General features: G+C 71.7%; 12 protein-coding genes. All 12 read right to left on the bottom strand.

Annotation, left to right across the window (positions count from 1 at the left end):
• Window positions 1-56 precede the first annotated feature (56 nt).
• Window positions 57-1265: a bifunctional phosphopantothenoylcysteine decarboxylase/phosphopantothenate--cysteine ligase CoaBC gene (coaBC, locus tag ABZU91_RS21645; protein WP_355243175.1), complete on the bottom strand. Its 1209-nt coding sequence runs from the start codon at window positions 1263-1265 to the stop codon at window positions 57-59.
• 14 nt (window positions 1266-1279) lie between these two features.
• Window positions 1280-1543 carry a DNA-directed RNA polymerase subunit omega gene (gene rpoZ, locus ABZU91_RS21640; RefSeq protein WP_074318577.1) on the bottom strand — a complete coding sequence of 88 codons (264 nt, stop codon included), beginning with the start codon at window positions 1541-1543 and terminating at the stop codon, window positions 1280-1282.
• Window positions 1544-1607: 64 nt separating this feature from the next.
• Window positions 1608-2141, bottom strand: coding sequence for a guanylate kinase (locus tag ABZU91_RS21635; protein WP_355243172.1), 534 nt, complete (start codon window positions 2139-2141; stop codon window positions 1608-1610).
• Between the two features lie 25 nt (window positions 2142-2166).
• Window positions 2167-2484, bottom strand: a complete 318-nt coding sequence (gene mihF, locus ABZU91_RS21630; protein WP_007458370.1) for an integration host factor, actinobacterial type — start codon at window positions 2482-2484, stop codon at window positions 2167-2169.
• Between the two features lie 178 nt (window positions 2485-2662).
• The gene (pyrF, locus tag ABZU91_RS21625) at window positions 2663-3499 is read right to left on the bottom strand and encodes an orotidine-5'-phosphate decarboxylase (RefSeq protein ID WP_355243168.1); all 837 of its coding nucleotides are present in this window, start codon (window positions 3497-3499) and stop codon (window positions 2663-2665) included.
• A gap of 67 nt (window positions 3500-3566) precedes the next feature.
• Window positions 3567-4841 carry an adenosylmethionine--8-amino-7-oxononanoate transaminase gene (locus ABZU91_RS21620; protein WP_355243165.1) on the bottom strand — a complete coding sequence of 425 codons (1275 nt, stop codon included), beginning with the start codon at window positions 4839-4841 and terminating at the stop codon, window positions 3567-3569.
• Window positions 4842-5130: 289 nt separating this feature from the next.
• Window positions 5131-6189, bottom strand: coding sequence for a quinone-dependent dihydroorotate dehydrogenase (locus ABZU91_RS21615; protein ID WP_355243162.1), 1059 nt, complete (start codon window positions 6187-6189; stop codon window positions 5131-5133).
• Complete coding sequence (gene carB / locus ABZU91_RS21610; RefSeq protein ID WP_355243159.1) at window positions 6186-9533, bottom strand: carbamoyl-phosphate synthase large subunit; 3348 nt, start codon at window positions 9531-9533, stop codon at window positions 6186-6188. The genes ABZU91_RS21615 and carB overlap by 4 nt, the downstream gene beginning before the upstream one ends.
• Window positions 9526-10695, bottom strand: a complete 1170-nt coding sequence (gene carA / locus ABZU91_RS21605) for a glutamine-hydrolyzing carbamoyl-phosphate synthase small subunit (protein ID WP_355243156.1) — start codon at window positions 10693-10695, stop codon at window positions 9526-9528. Before carA ends, carB begins: the two co-directional genes overlap by 8 nt.
• A complete protein-coding gene (locus tag ABZU91_RS21600) occupies window positions 10692-11969 on the bottom strand; it encodes a dihydroorotase (RefSeq protein WP_355243153.1) in 1278 nt (425 codons plus the stop codon). Before ABZU91_RS21600 ends, carA begins: the two co-directional genes overlap by 4 nt.
• Complete coding sequence (locus ABZU91_RS21595) at window positions 11966-12892, bottom strand: aspartate carbamoyltransferase catalytic subunit (RefSeq protein WP_355243150.1); 927 nt, start codon at window positions 12890-12892, stop codon at window positions 11966-11968. The genes ABZU91_RS21600 and ABZU91_RS21595 overlap by 4 nt, the downstream gene beginning before the upstream one ends.
• On the bottom strand, window positions 12889-13473 hold the full coding sequence (gene pyrR, locus ABZU91_RS21590) for a bifunctional pyr operon transcriptional regulator/uracil phosphoribosyltransferase PyrR (protein ID WP_355243147.1): 585 nt from the start codon (window positions 13471-13473) through the stop codon (window positions 12889-12891). Before pyrR ends, ABZU91_RS21595 begins: the two co-directional genes overlap by 4 nt.
• Window positions 13474-13664: the final 191 nt, after the last annotated feature.

Genomic DNA, 13664 nt, shown 5'->3' with positions numbered 1-13664 from the left:
GGCAGTCTAGTCACCGCTGCGGCCGGTGTCGGGATCGGTCGCGCCTGTTCCACCCGTCAGGAGCGATTGGCCAGCCGCGCCACGACGAGGTCCCACACGTGGTCGGCCACAGCCTCCTTGGCCTGCTCCGGCAGACGACTCACCGAGCCGTCCGCGCCGATGACCGTCACCGTGTTGGTGTCGGCGCCGAAGACCCGGTCCGGACCGACCTCGTTGACCACGATGAGGTCGGCCCGCTTCCGGGCCAGCTTCGCCCGGCCGTTGGCCTCCGCGTCGCCGGTCTCGGCGGCGAACACCACCAGCACCTGTTCCGGTCGCTTGCGCTGGCCGAGCTCCGCCGCGATGTCCGGGTTCGTGACGAGCTCGATGGTGGGAGCGACACCGTCGTCCGACTTCTTGATTTTGCCAGTCGCGTACGTCGCCGGTCGGAAATCGGCCGGAGCCGCCGCCATCACGACCGCGTCGGCCTCGTCGGCGGCCTTCAGGGTCGCCTCGCGCAGCTCGGCGGTGGTGCCGACCCGGACCAGGTCGACCCCGGCGGGGTCGGCGAGGGACACGTTGGCCGCGATCAGCGTGACTTGGGCGCCCCGGGCGACCGCCGAACGCGCGAAGGCGTAGCCCTGCTTGCCGGAGGACCGGTTGCCGAGGAAGCGGACCGGGTCCAGCGGCTCACGGGTGCCACCGGCGGTGACCACCAGCCGGCGACCGGTCAGGTCGGCCGGCGCGGAGGCACCCCGAGCGAGGACCTGCCGGGCGATCGCGAAGATCTCCGCCGGGTCCGGGAGCCGACCCTTGCCGGTGTCGACGCCCGTGAGCCGCCCGACGGCCGGCTCGATCACCCGGACGCCCCGGGAGCGCAGCGTGGCGACGTTGGCGACGGTGGCCGGGTGCTCCCACATCTCGGTGTGCATGGCCGGGGCCAGCACCACCGGGCAGCGCGCGGTCAGCAACGTGTTGGTCAGCAGGTCGTCGGCGAGCCCGTGGGCGGCCTTGGCGAGCAGGTCGGTCGTCGTCGGCGCGACCACCACCAGGTCGGCCTGCTTGCCCAGGCGGACGTGCGGCACCTCGTGCACGTCGGACCAGACGTCGTCGGCGACCGGCTGGCCGGAGAGTGCCGCCCAGGTCGGCGCGCCGACGAACCTCAGCGCCGACGCGGTCGGCACGACGCGGACCCGGTGGCCCGACTCGGTGAAGAGTCGCAGCAGCTCGCAGGCCTTGTAGGCGGCGATGCCGCCGCCGACCCCGAGGACGATCGAGGCGGACATCGACGGGTACGGACCTACGGCTGGTCGGTCGGCTCGGCGGTGAGCAGGCCGCCGTTGATCTCGCGCATGGCGATGGAGAGCGGCTTTTCCTGCGGGGTGGTCTCGACGAGCGGACCGACGTACTCCAGGAGGCCCTCGCCGAGCTGGCTGTAGTAGGCGTTGACCTGGCGCGCACGCTTGGCGGCGAAGATGACCAGCGCGTACTTCGACGTCGTCTTCTCGAGGAGCTCGTCGATCGGCGGGTTGGTGATGCCTTCGGGGTTGGCGATGGATCCCACGAATTAACCTCTGCGTCTTTCGAGCCGCGCGGACGCGGTGCTGAGTCCCGACGGCGGCCGGCCCTCAGCCGCGCACACGCGACCAGGCCGGATCCGGATGAGTTGAACCGAGTAAGCCTACCAGCTCGTCAGCCACCCGATCGGTGCAGTCGTGCGTGAGGGTGTGCGCGAAGGCCGTGGCCACGGCGGCGTCGGGTCGGCGTCCGGGCGGGATCAGCAGCACCAACCGGGCGTCGGGCAGTCGCACCCGCACCAGCCGGGCCCCGCTCACGTCGAGTGGGAGCAGGACCTGCTGCCCGGCGTCGAGCCGGGCGCGCAACGGTGGGTGCAGGGTGCCCCGGCGGTACTCGCCGATCCGGGACCACTCCAGCAGCTCGCCGGCGGCCACCCGCCGCTCGAACTCGGCCGGGGCCAGAAACACCCGCTGCTCGCCGTCGACCTCCGGTTCCCGGCGCGGCCTTGTCGTTGCCGGCACCGGGACCCACACGGACGGGAAACGCGCCCGAACGAACTCGACGACACTCTCCCTGCCGGAACCCGAAGGTCCAGCCAGGACAGTGAGCCGAGCCGCCGGGCGCGCCTCGTCATCCGTGCTCACTGCTTGTTTCTACACGCTGCCAGGTTCAGTTGGCGGCGAACTCTCCAAGCAGTGCCTTGCGCTGCTGCTCGCCGAGGCCGCGCAGACGACGGCTGTCAGCGATCTTGAGCTTCTCCATGATCTGGGTAGCCCGGATCTTGCCGATGCCCGGCATCGCCTGCAGGACGGCCGAAACCTTGAGCTTGCCGACGACGTCGTCGCTCTCGGCGCGCTCGAGGACGGCACCAAGGGTGGTCTTGCCCTGCTTGAGCTGCTCCTTCAGCTCGGCACGGGCCTTGCGGATCTCCGCAGCCTTCTCGAGCGCGGCAGCGCGCTGTTCGGGGGTCAGTGACGGGAGCGGCACCAGTTCTCCTCAGGTCCCTATCGCGGCGGGCGGGGCGCACCGCCGCATCTGTGAAACGTGGTGTCGCTGTGAACCAAGGGGTCCATGGTTCCCAGCGCGGGGAAAACTAGCGGTCAACGGAGCTTTCGGCAACGTGGGCGCGCGAAGATCATCGCAAAGTGACCGAGCCGTCAGTCAGTCACCGGGCAGCCAGAACGGCCCGACACTCACCCAACACGCGGTCCGCGGCGGCCCGCAGTGCGTCGGCGTCCGGTCCTGCCGACAGGACCTCACGGGAGTACGACGGGAGCACCGCGGCGAGGCTGGAGCCGAAGACGGTACGCAGATCGGCAGCGCCCGCACCCTGCGCGCCGAGCCCCGGAGCGAGCAGCGGACCCCCCACGCCGGAGAGGTCGTGGCCGGTGTCACCGATGGTGGCCCCGACCACCAGACCGAAGCTACCGAGGGGGTCCGCACCGCTGTTGAGCTGGGAAATCTCGTCGATCACGGTCTGCGCGACAGTGCGCCCGTCGGCCGTACGGGCCCGCTGCACGGCCGCGCCCTCGGGGTTCGAGGTGAGGGCCAGCACGAAGACCCCGCCGCCGTGTCGGGTGGCCAACTCGAACATCGGCGCCAGCGAACCTACTCCCAGGTAGGGACTGGCCGTAACAGCGTCGACATACAGCGGGCTGGATGGATCAAGGTACGCGGAGGCGTACGCGCTGACCGTTGAGCCGATGTCGCCGCGCTTGACGTCGAGCAGAACGAGCGATCCGGCTTCTCGTAACTGTCGGATAGTTGACTCAAGAATCGCCACACCGCGGGATCCGAATCGCTCGAAAAAGGCCGACTGAGGCTTGACAACCGCAACCCGGTCACCGAGGGCATCCACCACTGTCCGGGTGAACCGGTCCAGACCGTCGAGGTCGTCCGCGAGGCCCCAGCGGGCCAGTAGACCGGGATGCGGGTCGATGCCCACACAGAGCGGTCCGCGCTCGGTGACGGCGCGGTGCAGCCGGGTGCCGAAGCTCTCCATCGGCGTACTTCCCCTCTTCTCCGTCCGGGTGGCGGGACCGCCCCCCGGGGTACTCGTCGATGCCCGCTCAGCCGGCCGCCACGGCCGCCGCGATCCCGGCCGCGATCCGGGCCAGGTCGGCGTCGTCGGTGACGTACGGCGGCATCGTGTAGATCAGGTCGCGGAAGGGCCGCAGCCAGACGCCGCGCTCGGCGGCCGCCGCGGTGGCGGCGCCGAGGTCGACCTCGTGGTCGAGCTGGACCACGCCGATCGCCCCGAGCACCCGCACGTCGGCCACGCCCGGCGCGGCACGCAGCGGTTCCAGGCCGGTACGCAGGCCCGCACCGATCCTGGACACCTGCGCCGCCCAGTCACCGGCCCTCAGCAGCTCGATGGAGGCGTTGGCGACCGCGCAGGCCAGCGGGTTGCCCATGAACGTCGGACCGTGGGCCAGCACACCGTCGACGGAGATCCCCCGCGCGATCTCCGGTGTGCACAACGTCGCCGCGAGGGTCAGGTACCCCCCGGTGAGGGCCTTGCCCACGCACATCACGTCCGGCGACACCCCGGCGTGCTCGGCGGCGAACATCGTGCCGGTACGGCCGAACCCGGTCGCGATCTCGTCGAAGATCAGCAGCACCCCGTGGGCGCGGGTCACCTCGCGCAGCACCCGCAGGTAACCGGGGTGGTGGAAGCGCATCCCACCCGCGCCCTGCACCACCGGTTCCACGATGACCGCGGCCAGTTCGTGGGCGTGCCGCTCGACGGCGTCCACCAACGCCGCCACGTACGCCTCGTCGGGCGGATCGGCGAACCCGCCCGGCGGCACCGGGGCGAACACCTGCCGGGGCAGCACGTCGCCCCAGAGGTGGTGCATCCCGCCCTCGGGGTCGCAGACGCTCATCGGGTGGAAGGTGTCCCCGTGGTAGCCGCCCCGCCAGGTGGCCAGGCGACGCCGCTCCGGCCGGCCGACGGCCCGCTGGTACTGCAGGCACATCTTCACGGCCACCTCGACGCTGACCGAGCCGGAGTCGGCCAGGAACACGTGCTCCAGCCCCTCGGGGGCCACCTCGACCAGGGTCCGCGCGAGCCGCACCGCGGGCTCGTGGGTGAGTCCACCGAACATCACGTGACTCATCCGCCCGAGCTGGTCCGTCACGGCCGCGTCCAGCACCGGGTGCCGGTAGCCGTGGACAGTCGCCCACCAGGACGACATCCCGTCCACCAGCTCCCGACCGTCGGCCAGGGTCAGCCGTACCCCCTCGGCGCTGCGGACCACGAACGGCGCGTTCGCCGGCGGCAGCGCGGCGTACGGATGCCAGACGTGCGCCCGGTCGCCGGCCAGGATCTCCTCGGGTGTCACGCGTGCTCCTTCCGGACCCGAACGGGCCGACCGGTCCGACGGGGGTGATCCGCGACGGCAGCGCCGTCCGGGCGGCGGGCCGGGGGGCGGCCCAGGCGGCGGCCCGGGCGGGCGGACCGAACCTCCCACCCGCCGCCTTTGCTCTGCTTCAGCGGAGGCGACACTGGATGTCCGGATACCGGACGCCTGCCGTTTCCTCCGTTGAAGCAGAGCAAAGGGCGCACTGACCTGTCGCGGTCCCCGGCCGACCGACACACGGGCCCGGCGGTGACGCCGGGCCGGGGGCGGATCACCGGCCGGCGGCGGGAGCCGGTGTCGACGCCGTGTCGCTCGCGCGGGCCGCCGCGCGGGCCGCAGCGCGTACCAGGGCCGGCCCCCGGTAGATGAAGCCCGTGTAGAGCTGCACCAGCGAGGCACCGGCGTCGAACATGCGGGTGGCGTCGTCCGGGTCGAGCACTCCGCCGACCCCGACGATGGGCAGCCGGCCACCGGTCTCGGAGTGCACGAAGGCCACCACGTCCCGCGCGCGGCCGGTGAGCGGTCGACCAGACAGGCCACCGGTCTCCGCACCGCGTGCGGAGTCGGCCGGGGCCAGCCCGGTACGGGCCAGGGTGGTGTTGGTGGCGATCACCCCGGCGGCGCCCCGGGCCAGGCAGACCTCCAGCAGCTCGGCGATCGCCGCCTCGGTCAGATCCGGCGCGATCTTGACCAGCACCGGCTTCTCCCCCACCAGCGCGCCGAGCAGCGCGTCCAGGTGGGCGCGGTCCTGCAACGACCGCAGACCCGGGGTGTTCGGTGAGGACACGTTCACCGCGAAGTAGTCGCCGTGCCCACGCAGGGCCCGGTACGAGGCGAGGTAGTCCTCGACCGCCTCGTCGAGTGGTGTCACCTTGGACTTACCCAGGGAGATGCCCAACGGCACCCCGAGCGGGCGCGGCAGCGCCGCCAGTCGGACGGCCAACGCGGCGGCGCCGGCGTTGTTGAAGCCCATCCGGTTGACCACCGCCTCGCTGGCCGGCAGCCGGAACAGCCGGGGCCGTGGGTTACCCGGCTGGGCGTGCGCCGTTACCGTGCCCACCTCGACGAAACCGAACCCGAGCGCCGGCCAGGCCGGCAGTGCCGCGCCGTCCTTGTCCATGCCGGCGGCCAGCCCGACCGGGTTGGGAAACCGCACGCCGAACACCGTGCGCGGCGCGTCGACGGCGTACCTGGCCCGCAGCGCGGCCAGGGCCGCCGGACGCCGCGACAGGGCGGCCAACCGCCGCAGCGTCCACTCGTGCGCCGTCTCGGCGTCACCGCCGCCGAGACGGAACAACCGCGGCCGTACGACCCGCTCGAACAGCGTCACTGCGCCGCTCGCAGGGTGGCGTGCAGATCCTGCAGGGGCCGGACCTGCATGTCGCCCCTGATGCGCGCCTCGATGCCCATCACGGCCGCGGCCGCGCCGGGAACCGTGGTGATGCAGGGGATGTCCGCGGTCACGGCAGCGCTGCGGATCTCGTAGCCGTCCGAGCGGGCACTCGCACCAGAGCCCTGCGGCGTGTTGATCACGAGTGCCACGTGGCCGCCGCCGATCAGCGACACCGCGTCGTCGCCCTCGCCCGCCTGGTAGTGCTTGCGGATCTGCTCGCAGGCGATGCCGTGCCGGCGCAGCACCTCGGCCGTGCCGGCGGTCGCGACGATCTCGAAGCCCAGATCGGCCAACCGCTTGATCGGGAAGATCATGCCGCGCTTGTCGCGGTTGGCCACCGAGACGAAGATCTTCCCGGCCGTCGGCAGCGAGCCGTACGCGGCCGACTGGCTCTTGGCGAACGCGTGCCCGAAGTTGGTGTCGATGCCCATCACCTCACCGGTCGACTTCATCTCCGGGCCGAGCAGCGAGTCGATCCCCTTGCCCGCGCGGGTCCGGAAGCGCTTGAACGGCAGCACCGCCTCCTTGACCGCGACCGGCGCGTCGGCGGGCATCGTTCCGCCGTCCCCCGTGGCCGGGAGCAGTCCCTCGGCGCGCAACTCGGCGATGGTCGCGCCGAGCGCGATCCGGGCCGCCGCCTTGGCCAGCGGCACCGCCGTCGCCTTGGAGACGAACGGGACGGTCCGCGACGCGCGGGGGTTGGCCTCCAGGACGTAGAGGACGTCGTCCTTGAGGGCGTACTGCACGTTGAGCAGCCCCCGCACGCCGACACCACGGGCGATGGCCTCGGTGTAGCGGCGGACCTCGGCCAGGTGCGAGCCCGCGAGGGTGATCGGCGGCAACGCGCAGGACGAGTCTCCGGAGTGGATGCCCGCCTCCTCGATGTGCTCCATCACGCCACCGATGTAGACCTCGCCGTCGGCGTCGCACAGGGCGTCCACGTCGATCTCGATGGCGTCGTCGAGGAACCGGTCCACCAGCACCGGGTGGTCACCGGAGATGTCGGTGGCCCGTCCGATGTAGTCGCGCAGCGTCGGGTCGTCGTACACGATCTCCATGCCCCGCCCACCGAGCACGTACGACGGACGAACCAGCACCGGGTAGCCGATCTCGTCGGCGATCGTCTTGGCCTCGTCGTAGGACGTGGCCATGCCGTGCGCCGGCGCGCGCAGCCCGGCACGGGCCAGCACCGCGCCGAACGCTCCCCGCTCCTCGGCCAGGTGGATCGACTCCGGGGAGGTCCCGACGATCGGCACGCCGGCGTTCTTGAGCCGCTGCGCCAGCCCCAGCGGGGTCTGCCCGCCGAGCTGCACGACCACGCCGACCACACCTGGTCCGCCGGCCGCCCGGCCGGACGAGTCCTCGGCGTGCCAGGCCTCCAGCACGTCCTCGAACGTCAGCGGCTCGAAGTAGAGCCGGTCGGCGGTGTCGTAGTCGGTGGAGACCGTCTCCGGGTTGCAGTTGACCATGACGGTCTCGTAACCGGCCGTCCGCAGCGCCTGCACGGCGTGCACGCAGGAGTAGTCGAACTCGATGCCCTGCCCGATCCGGTTCGGGCCGGAGCCCAGGATCAGCACCTTCGGACGGTCCGACGGCACGACCTCGGTCTCGGAGTCGTACGACGAGTAGTGGTACGGCGTGGTGGCCTCGAACTCGGCCGCGCACGTGTCGACGGTCTTGTAGACCGGGCGCACGCCGAGGCGGTGCCGCAGGACACGCACGCCGTCCTCGGCCGCCAACTCCGGGCGCAGCGCGGCGAGCTGCCGGTCGGACAGACCGGCCCGCTTGGCGCGACGCAGCAGCTCGGCGTCGAGCACCGGCGCGTCGATGATCTCGGCCCGCAGCTCGATCAGCGCGGCGATCTGGTCCAGGAACCAGGGGTCGATGCCGCCGGACGCCTCGGTGACCTCGGCGATCGACGCGCCGAGGCGCAGCGCCCGTTCCACCGTGTAGAGCCGGCCGTCGTGCGGGATCCGCAGCGCGGCGAGGGTGTCCGAGCGGGTGGCGCCCTGCGGATCTGGAGTGGTCCAGAAACCAGATGATCGGGTCTCCATCGACCGCATCGCCTTGTTCAGCGCCTCGGTGAAGTTGCGCCCGAGGCTCATCGCCTCGCCCACCGACTTCATGGTGGTGGTCAGCTCCGGGTCCGCGCCGGGGAACTTCTCGAACGCGAACCGGGGGATCTTCACGACCACGTAGTCCAGGGTCGGCTCGAACGCCGCCGGGGTCTTCAGCGTGATGTCGTTGGGGATCTCGTCGAGGGTGTAGCCGATGGCCAGCTTCGCGGCGATCTTCGCGATCGGGAAGCCGGTCGCCTTGGAGGCCAGCGCCGAGGAGCGGGACACCCGGGGGTTCATCTCGATCACGACGATCCGGCCGTCGACCGGGTTGACCGCGAACTGGATGTTGCAGCCGCCGGTGTCCACCCCGACCTCGCGCAGCACCGCGATGCCCAGGTCACGAAGGCGCTGGTACTCCCGGTCGGTAAGCGTCATGGCCGGGGCCACGGTGACGCTGTCGCCGGTGTGCACGCCCATCGGGTCGATGTTCTCGATCGAACAGACGACCACCACGTTGTCGTGCCGGTCGCGCATCAGCTCGAGCTCGTACTCCTTCCAGCCGAGCACGCTCTCCTCGATGAGCACCTCGTGCACCGGGCTGGCCGCCAGGCCGTCGCCGGCGATGCGGGCCAGGTCCTCCGGGGTGTGCGCCATTCCCGAACCCAGGCCGCCCATGGTGAACGACGGCCGGATCACCACCGGCAGGCCCAGCTCGGCGACGGTCGCCTCGACCTCGTCCATCGAATGGCACACCCGGGAGCGGGGCACCAGACCGGTCGGGTCGTCGACGCCGAGACGTACGCCGGCCTTGGCGACGATCTCCTTGAAGAGCTGGCGGTCCTCGCCCCGGTTGATGGCGTCGATGTTCGCGCCGATCAGCTCGACGCCGTACTTCTCCAGGACGCCGTTCTCGTGCAGGGCGACGGCCGTGTTCAGCGCGGTCTGCCCACCGAGGGTCGCCAGGATCGCGTCCGGCCGCTCCTTGGCGATGACCAGCTCCACGAACTCCGGGGTGATCGGCTCGACGTAGGTCGCGTCGGCGAACTCCGGGTCGGTCATGATCGTGGCCGGGTTGGAGTTGACCAGGCTGACCCGGATGCCCTCGCTGCGCAGTACCCGGCACGCCTGGGTGCCGGAATAGTCGAACTCGCAGGCCTGCCCGATGACGATCGGCCCGGAGCCGATGACGAGGATGTGCTTGAGGTCGGTCCGCTTAGGCATTGCTGCGCCCCTTGCTGTGCTGCCGGCCTTCGATCAGCTCGGCGAAACGGTCGAAGAGGTAGTCCGCGTCGTGTGGACCGGCCGCCGCCTCCGGGTGGTACTGGACGGTGAAGGCGGGCACGTCCACGGCCCGCAGCCCCTCGACGACGTTGTCGTTGAGGCAGACGTGCGACACCCGCACGCCACCGAAGTCGGTGTCGATCACCTGGTCGGGAACCACCGCGCCGGCACCGACCCCCACGCCCGGCACTTCGACAGCGAAGCCGTGGTTGTGGCTGGTCACCTCGACCTTGCCGGTGGCCCGGTCGAGCACCGGCTGGTTGATCCCCCGGTGGCCGTAGCCCAACTTGTAGGTGCCGAAGCCGAGCGCCCGCCCGAGGATCTGGCTGCCGAAGCAGATGCCGAACAGCGGCACCTCCCGCCGCAGCGCCTCCCGGGCCACCGCGACCGGGGCGTCGGCCGTGGCCGGGTCGCCCGGGCCGGGCGACAGGAAGATCGCGTCGGCGCCCGTGGCGAGCAGGTCCTCGATGCTCGACGAGGCCGGCAGCACGTGGGTGGTCACCCCGCGTACGGCGAGCCGACGCGGGACGTTGCGCTTGATGCCCAGATCCAGCGCCGCCACCGTGAACCGGTGCTCGCCGATCGCGTCGACGACGTACGGCTCGGGGGTGCTGACCTCGGTGGACAGGTCCGCGCCGACCATCTGCGGTGACTGCCGGACCCGGGCCAGCAGGCTCTGCGGGTCCTTTTCGACGCTGGAGATGCCGACCCGCATGGCGCCCCGCTCGCGCAGGTGCCGGGTCAGCGCCCGGGTGTCCACACCGCTGATGCCCACCACGCCCTCGGTGGCGAGGCGGTCCTCGAGGCCGCCGGTGGCCCGCCAGTTCGAGCCGATCCGGGCCGGGTCGCGGACGACGTAACCGGCCACCCAGATCCGGCTGGACTCGTCGTCCTCGCCGTTGACCCCGGTGTTGCCGATGTGCGGGGCGGTCTGCACGACCACCTGGCGGTGGTACGACGGGTCGGTCAGCGTCTCCTGGTAACCGGTCATGCCGGTGGTGAAGACCGCTTCGCCGAAGGTCTCCCCGACGCTGCCGTACGCCTCACCGGGGAACGTGCGCCCATCCTCGAGCACGAGGATCGCGGGCCTGCGCTTACTCATTTGATGGCCTTTCCGTCCAGGACCGTCGGCTCGCCGCGCAGGAAGGTCGCCACGATGCGACCCGGCAGCGTCATGCGGGCGTACGGGGTGTTACGACTGCGGCTGGCCAGCTCCGACGGCTCGATGGTGCGCCGGACGGCCGGGTCGATAAGGGTCAGGGTTGCCGGTACGCCGGGCGCCGGGTCGACGCCGTGCCCGGTGAGCCCCGCGATCCGGGCGGGGGTGCGGGACATCCGCTCGGCGATCAGGTCCCACTCGGGGCCGAGCACGTCCAGTGCGATGGACAGCGCCGTCTCCAGCCCGAGCATCCCCGGCCGGGCGTACGCCCACTCGCACTCCTTGTCCTCCACGGCGTGCGGGGCGTGGTCGGTGGCGATGATGTCGATCACCCCGTCGGCGAGCGCGGCGCGCAGCGCGGCGATGTCGGCGGACGTACGCAACGGGGGGTTGACCTTGAAGACCGGGTCGTAGCTCTCCGCACGCTCGTCGGTGAGCAGCAGGTGGTGCGGGGTGACCTCGGCGGTGACGCGTACCCCGCGGGCCTTGGCCTGGCGCAGCACCTCGACGCTGCCGGCGGTGGAGACGTGACAGACGTGCAGTCGGCTGCCCACGTGCTCGGCGAGGAGCACGTCCCGGGCGATGATCGCCTCCTCGGCGACCGCCGGCCAGCCGATCAGCCCGAGCCGGGTGGAGACCTCACCCTCGTGCATCTGGGCGCCCTCGGTGAGGCGGGGTTCCTCGGCGTGCTGGGCGATGATCCCGTCGAACGCCTTGACGTACTCCAGGGCGCGGCGCATGAGCAGCGGGTCCGCGACGCAGTGCCCGTCGTCGGAGAAGATGCGCACCCGGGCCGCGGAGTCGGCCATCGCGCCCAGCTCGGCGAGGCGCTCGCCGGCCAGGCCGACGGTGACCGCGCCGATCGGCTGCACGTCGACCAGCCCGGCCTCCCGGCCGAGTCGCCAGACCTGCTCGACCACGCCTGCGGTGTCCGCGACCGGCGAGGTGTTGGCCATCGCGCAGACCGCCGTGTAGCCGCCCAGCGCCGCCGCCCGTGACCCGGACTCGACGGTCTCGGCGTCCTCGCGGCCCGGCTCGCGCAGGTGGGTGTGCAGGTCGACCAGGCCGGGCAGGGCGACGAGGCCGGTGCCGTCGATGACTGTGGCGTCCGGCGCGGACAGCCCCGGACCGACCTCGGCGACGACGCCGTCGCGGATCAGCAGGTCGGTCGGCGCGGCGCCGACGATGCTCACGCTGGTGATGAGGTACGCGGTCACCGGTTGTTCCCTCCGAGCAGCAGGTATAGAACAGCCATCCGTACGGAGACCCCGTTGGTGACCTGTTCGACGATGGTGGAGCGGGGTGAGTCGGCGACCTCGGGGGTGATCTCCATCCCCCGGTTCATCGGGCCGGGGTGCATGACGATGGCGTGCTCGGGCAGGCGGCGCATCCGCGGGCCGTCCAGCCCGTAGCGGCGGGCGTACTCGCGGGCGGAGGGGAAGTAGGAGTCCTGCATCCGCTCCCGCTGCACACGCAACATCATCACCGCGTCCACGTTCGGCAGCACCGCGTCGAGGTCGTACGACACGTCGATGCCGGGGGCGAGCGCTCCGGCGATGTCGACGGGGATGAGGGTGGGCGGGCCGACCAGGGTGACCTTCGCGCCGAGGGTAGACAGGAGCAGCACGTTCGAGCGGGCCACCCGGGAGTGCAGCACGTCCCCGACCACCGCGACCGACAGGCCGGCCAGTCGGCCCAGCCGGGACCGCATGGTGTACGCGTCGAGCAGCGCCTGGGTGGGGTGCTCGTGGGTGCCGTCGCCGGCGTTCACGACCGACCCGTCGACCCAGTTGGCGAGCCGGTGCGGGGCGCCGGAGGCGGGGTGTCGTACGACCACCGCGTCCGCGCCCATCGCCTGCAGGGTCAGCGCGGTGTCCTTCAGGCTCTCGCCCTTGGCGACGCTGGACCCCTTGGCGGAAAAGTTGATCACGTCGGCGCTGAGCCGCTTCGCCGCCGCCTCGAACGAGATCCGGGTCCGGGTGGAGTCCTCGTAGAAGAGGTTCACCACCGTCCGGCCGCGCAGCGCGGGCAGCTTCTTGATCTCCCGCCCGGCGACGGTGGCCATCTCGGCGGCGGTGTCCAGGATCTCGGTGGCGGTGTCGGCGTCCAGGTCCGCGCCGGAGAGCAGGTGCTTGATCATGAGTGGGCTCCCCCGAAGAGCTTGACCTCGTCCGTCCCGTCGGTCTCGGCGAGCGTCACCTTGACGCTCTCGGCGAGCGCGGTGGGGATGTTCTTGCCGACGTAGTCGGCGCGGATCGGCAGCTCGCGGTGGCCACGGTCGACCAGGACGGCGAGTTGGACGGAGGCCGGGCGGCCGACGTCGTTGAGCGCGTCGAGGGCGGCCCGCACGGTGCGCCCCGAGAAGAGCACGTCGTCGACGAGGATCACCCTCTTGCCGTCGATGCCGCCGGTGGGCACCTGGGTCGGGCCGATCGCGCGGGTGGCGTGCCGGCGCAGGTCGTCGCGGTAGAGCGTGATGTCGAGCACACCGACCGGCACGACGACGTCCTCGAAGGTGCTGATCCGGGCGGCGAGCCGCCGCGCGAGGGGGGCGCCACGGGTGGGAATCCCAAGAAGCACGGTGTCGGCCGCGCCCTGGGTCTTCTCCAGGATCTGGTGGGCGATGCGGTCGACCACCCGCTGTACGTCGGCGCTGGCGAGGATCACCTTCACCGAGGGTTGTCGCGGTGGTGACGGGCGGGCAGCCGGCGGGTACGCCACGGCGGACCTCCTTCCCCGCCTCACGGGACGGGTCGTTAAAGGATGTCGGGCACCACCGGCCGGGGAGCAGGAGCCGCCCTGACCGGGGCTTCACGCCACGTTACCAGTGGTCACCGCACCGACCGACGGCGGCCGCTGACCCCCGGATCAGATCCACCAAATGCCGATGGCCGCCCCGGCGCTCCCCAACG

The sequence above is a fragment of the Micromonospora sp. NPDC005174 genome, from assembly GCF_040608495.1.
GTDB lineage: Bacteria > Actinomycetota > Actinomycetes > Mycobacteriales > Micromonosporaceae > Micromonospora.
The sequence above is the reverse complement of the archived record's forward strand: the minus strand, read 5'-3'. Positions and strand labels throughout refer to the sequence as shown.

Excerpts from the sequence above, each read along its gene's own strand:
- coaBC (WP_355243175.1), bottom strand. The coding sequence starts at position 1,265 with ATGTCCGCCTCGATCGTCCTCGGGGTCGGCGGCGGCATCGCCGCCTAC.
- pyrF (WP_355243168.1), bottom strand. The coding sequence starts at position 3,499 with ATGGAGAGCTTCGGCACCCGGCTGCACCGCGCCGTCACCGAGCGCGGA.
- carB (WP_355243159.1), bottom strand. The coding sequence starts at position 9,533 with ATGCCTAAGCGGACCGACCTCAAGCACATCCTCGTCATCGGCTCCGGG.
- carA (WP_355243156.1), bottom strand. The coding sequence starts at position 10,695 with ATGAGTAAGCGCAGGCCCGCGATCCTCGTGCTCGAGGATGGGCGCACG.
- ABZU91_RS21595 (WP_355243150.1), bottom strand. The coding sequence starts at position 12,892 with ATGATCAAGCACCTGCTCTCCGGCGCGGACCTGGACGCCGACACCGCC.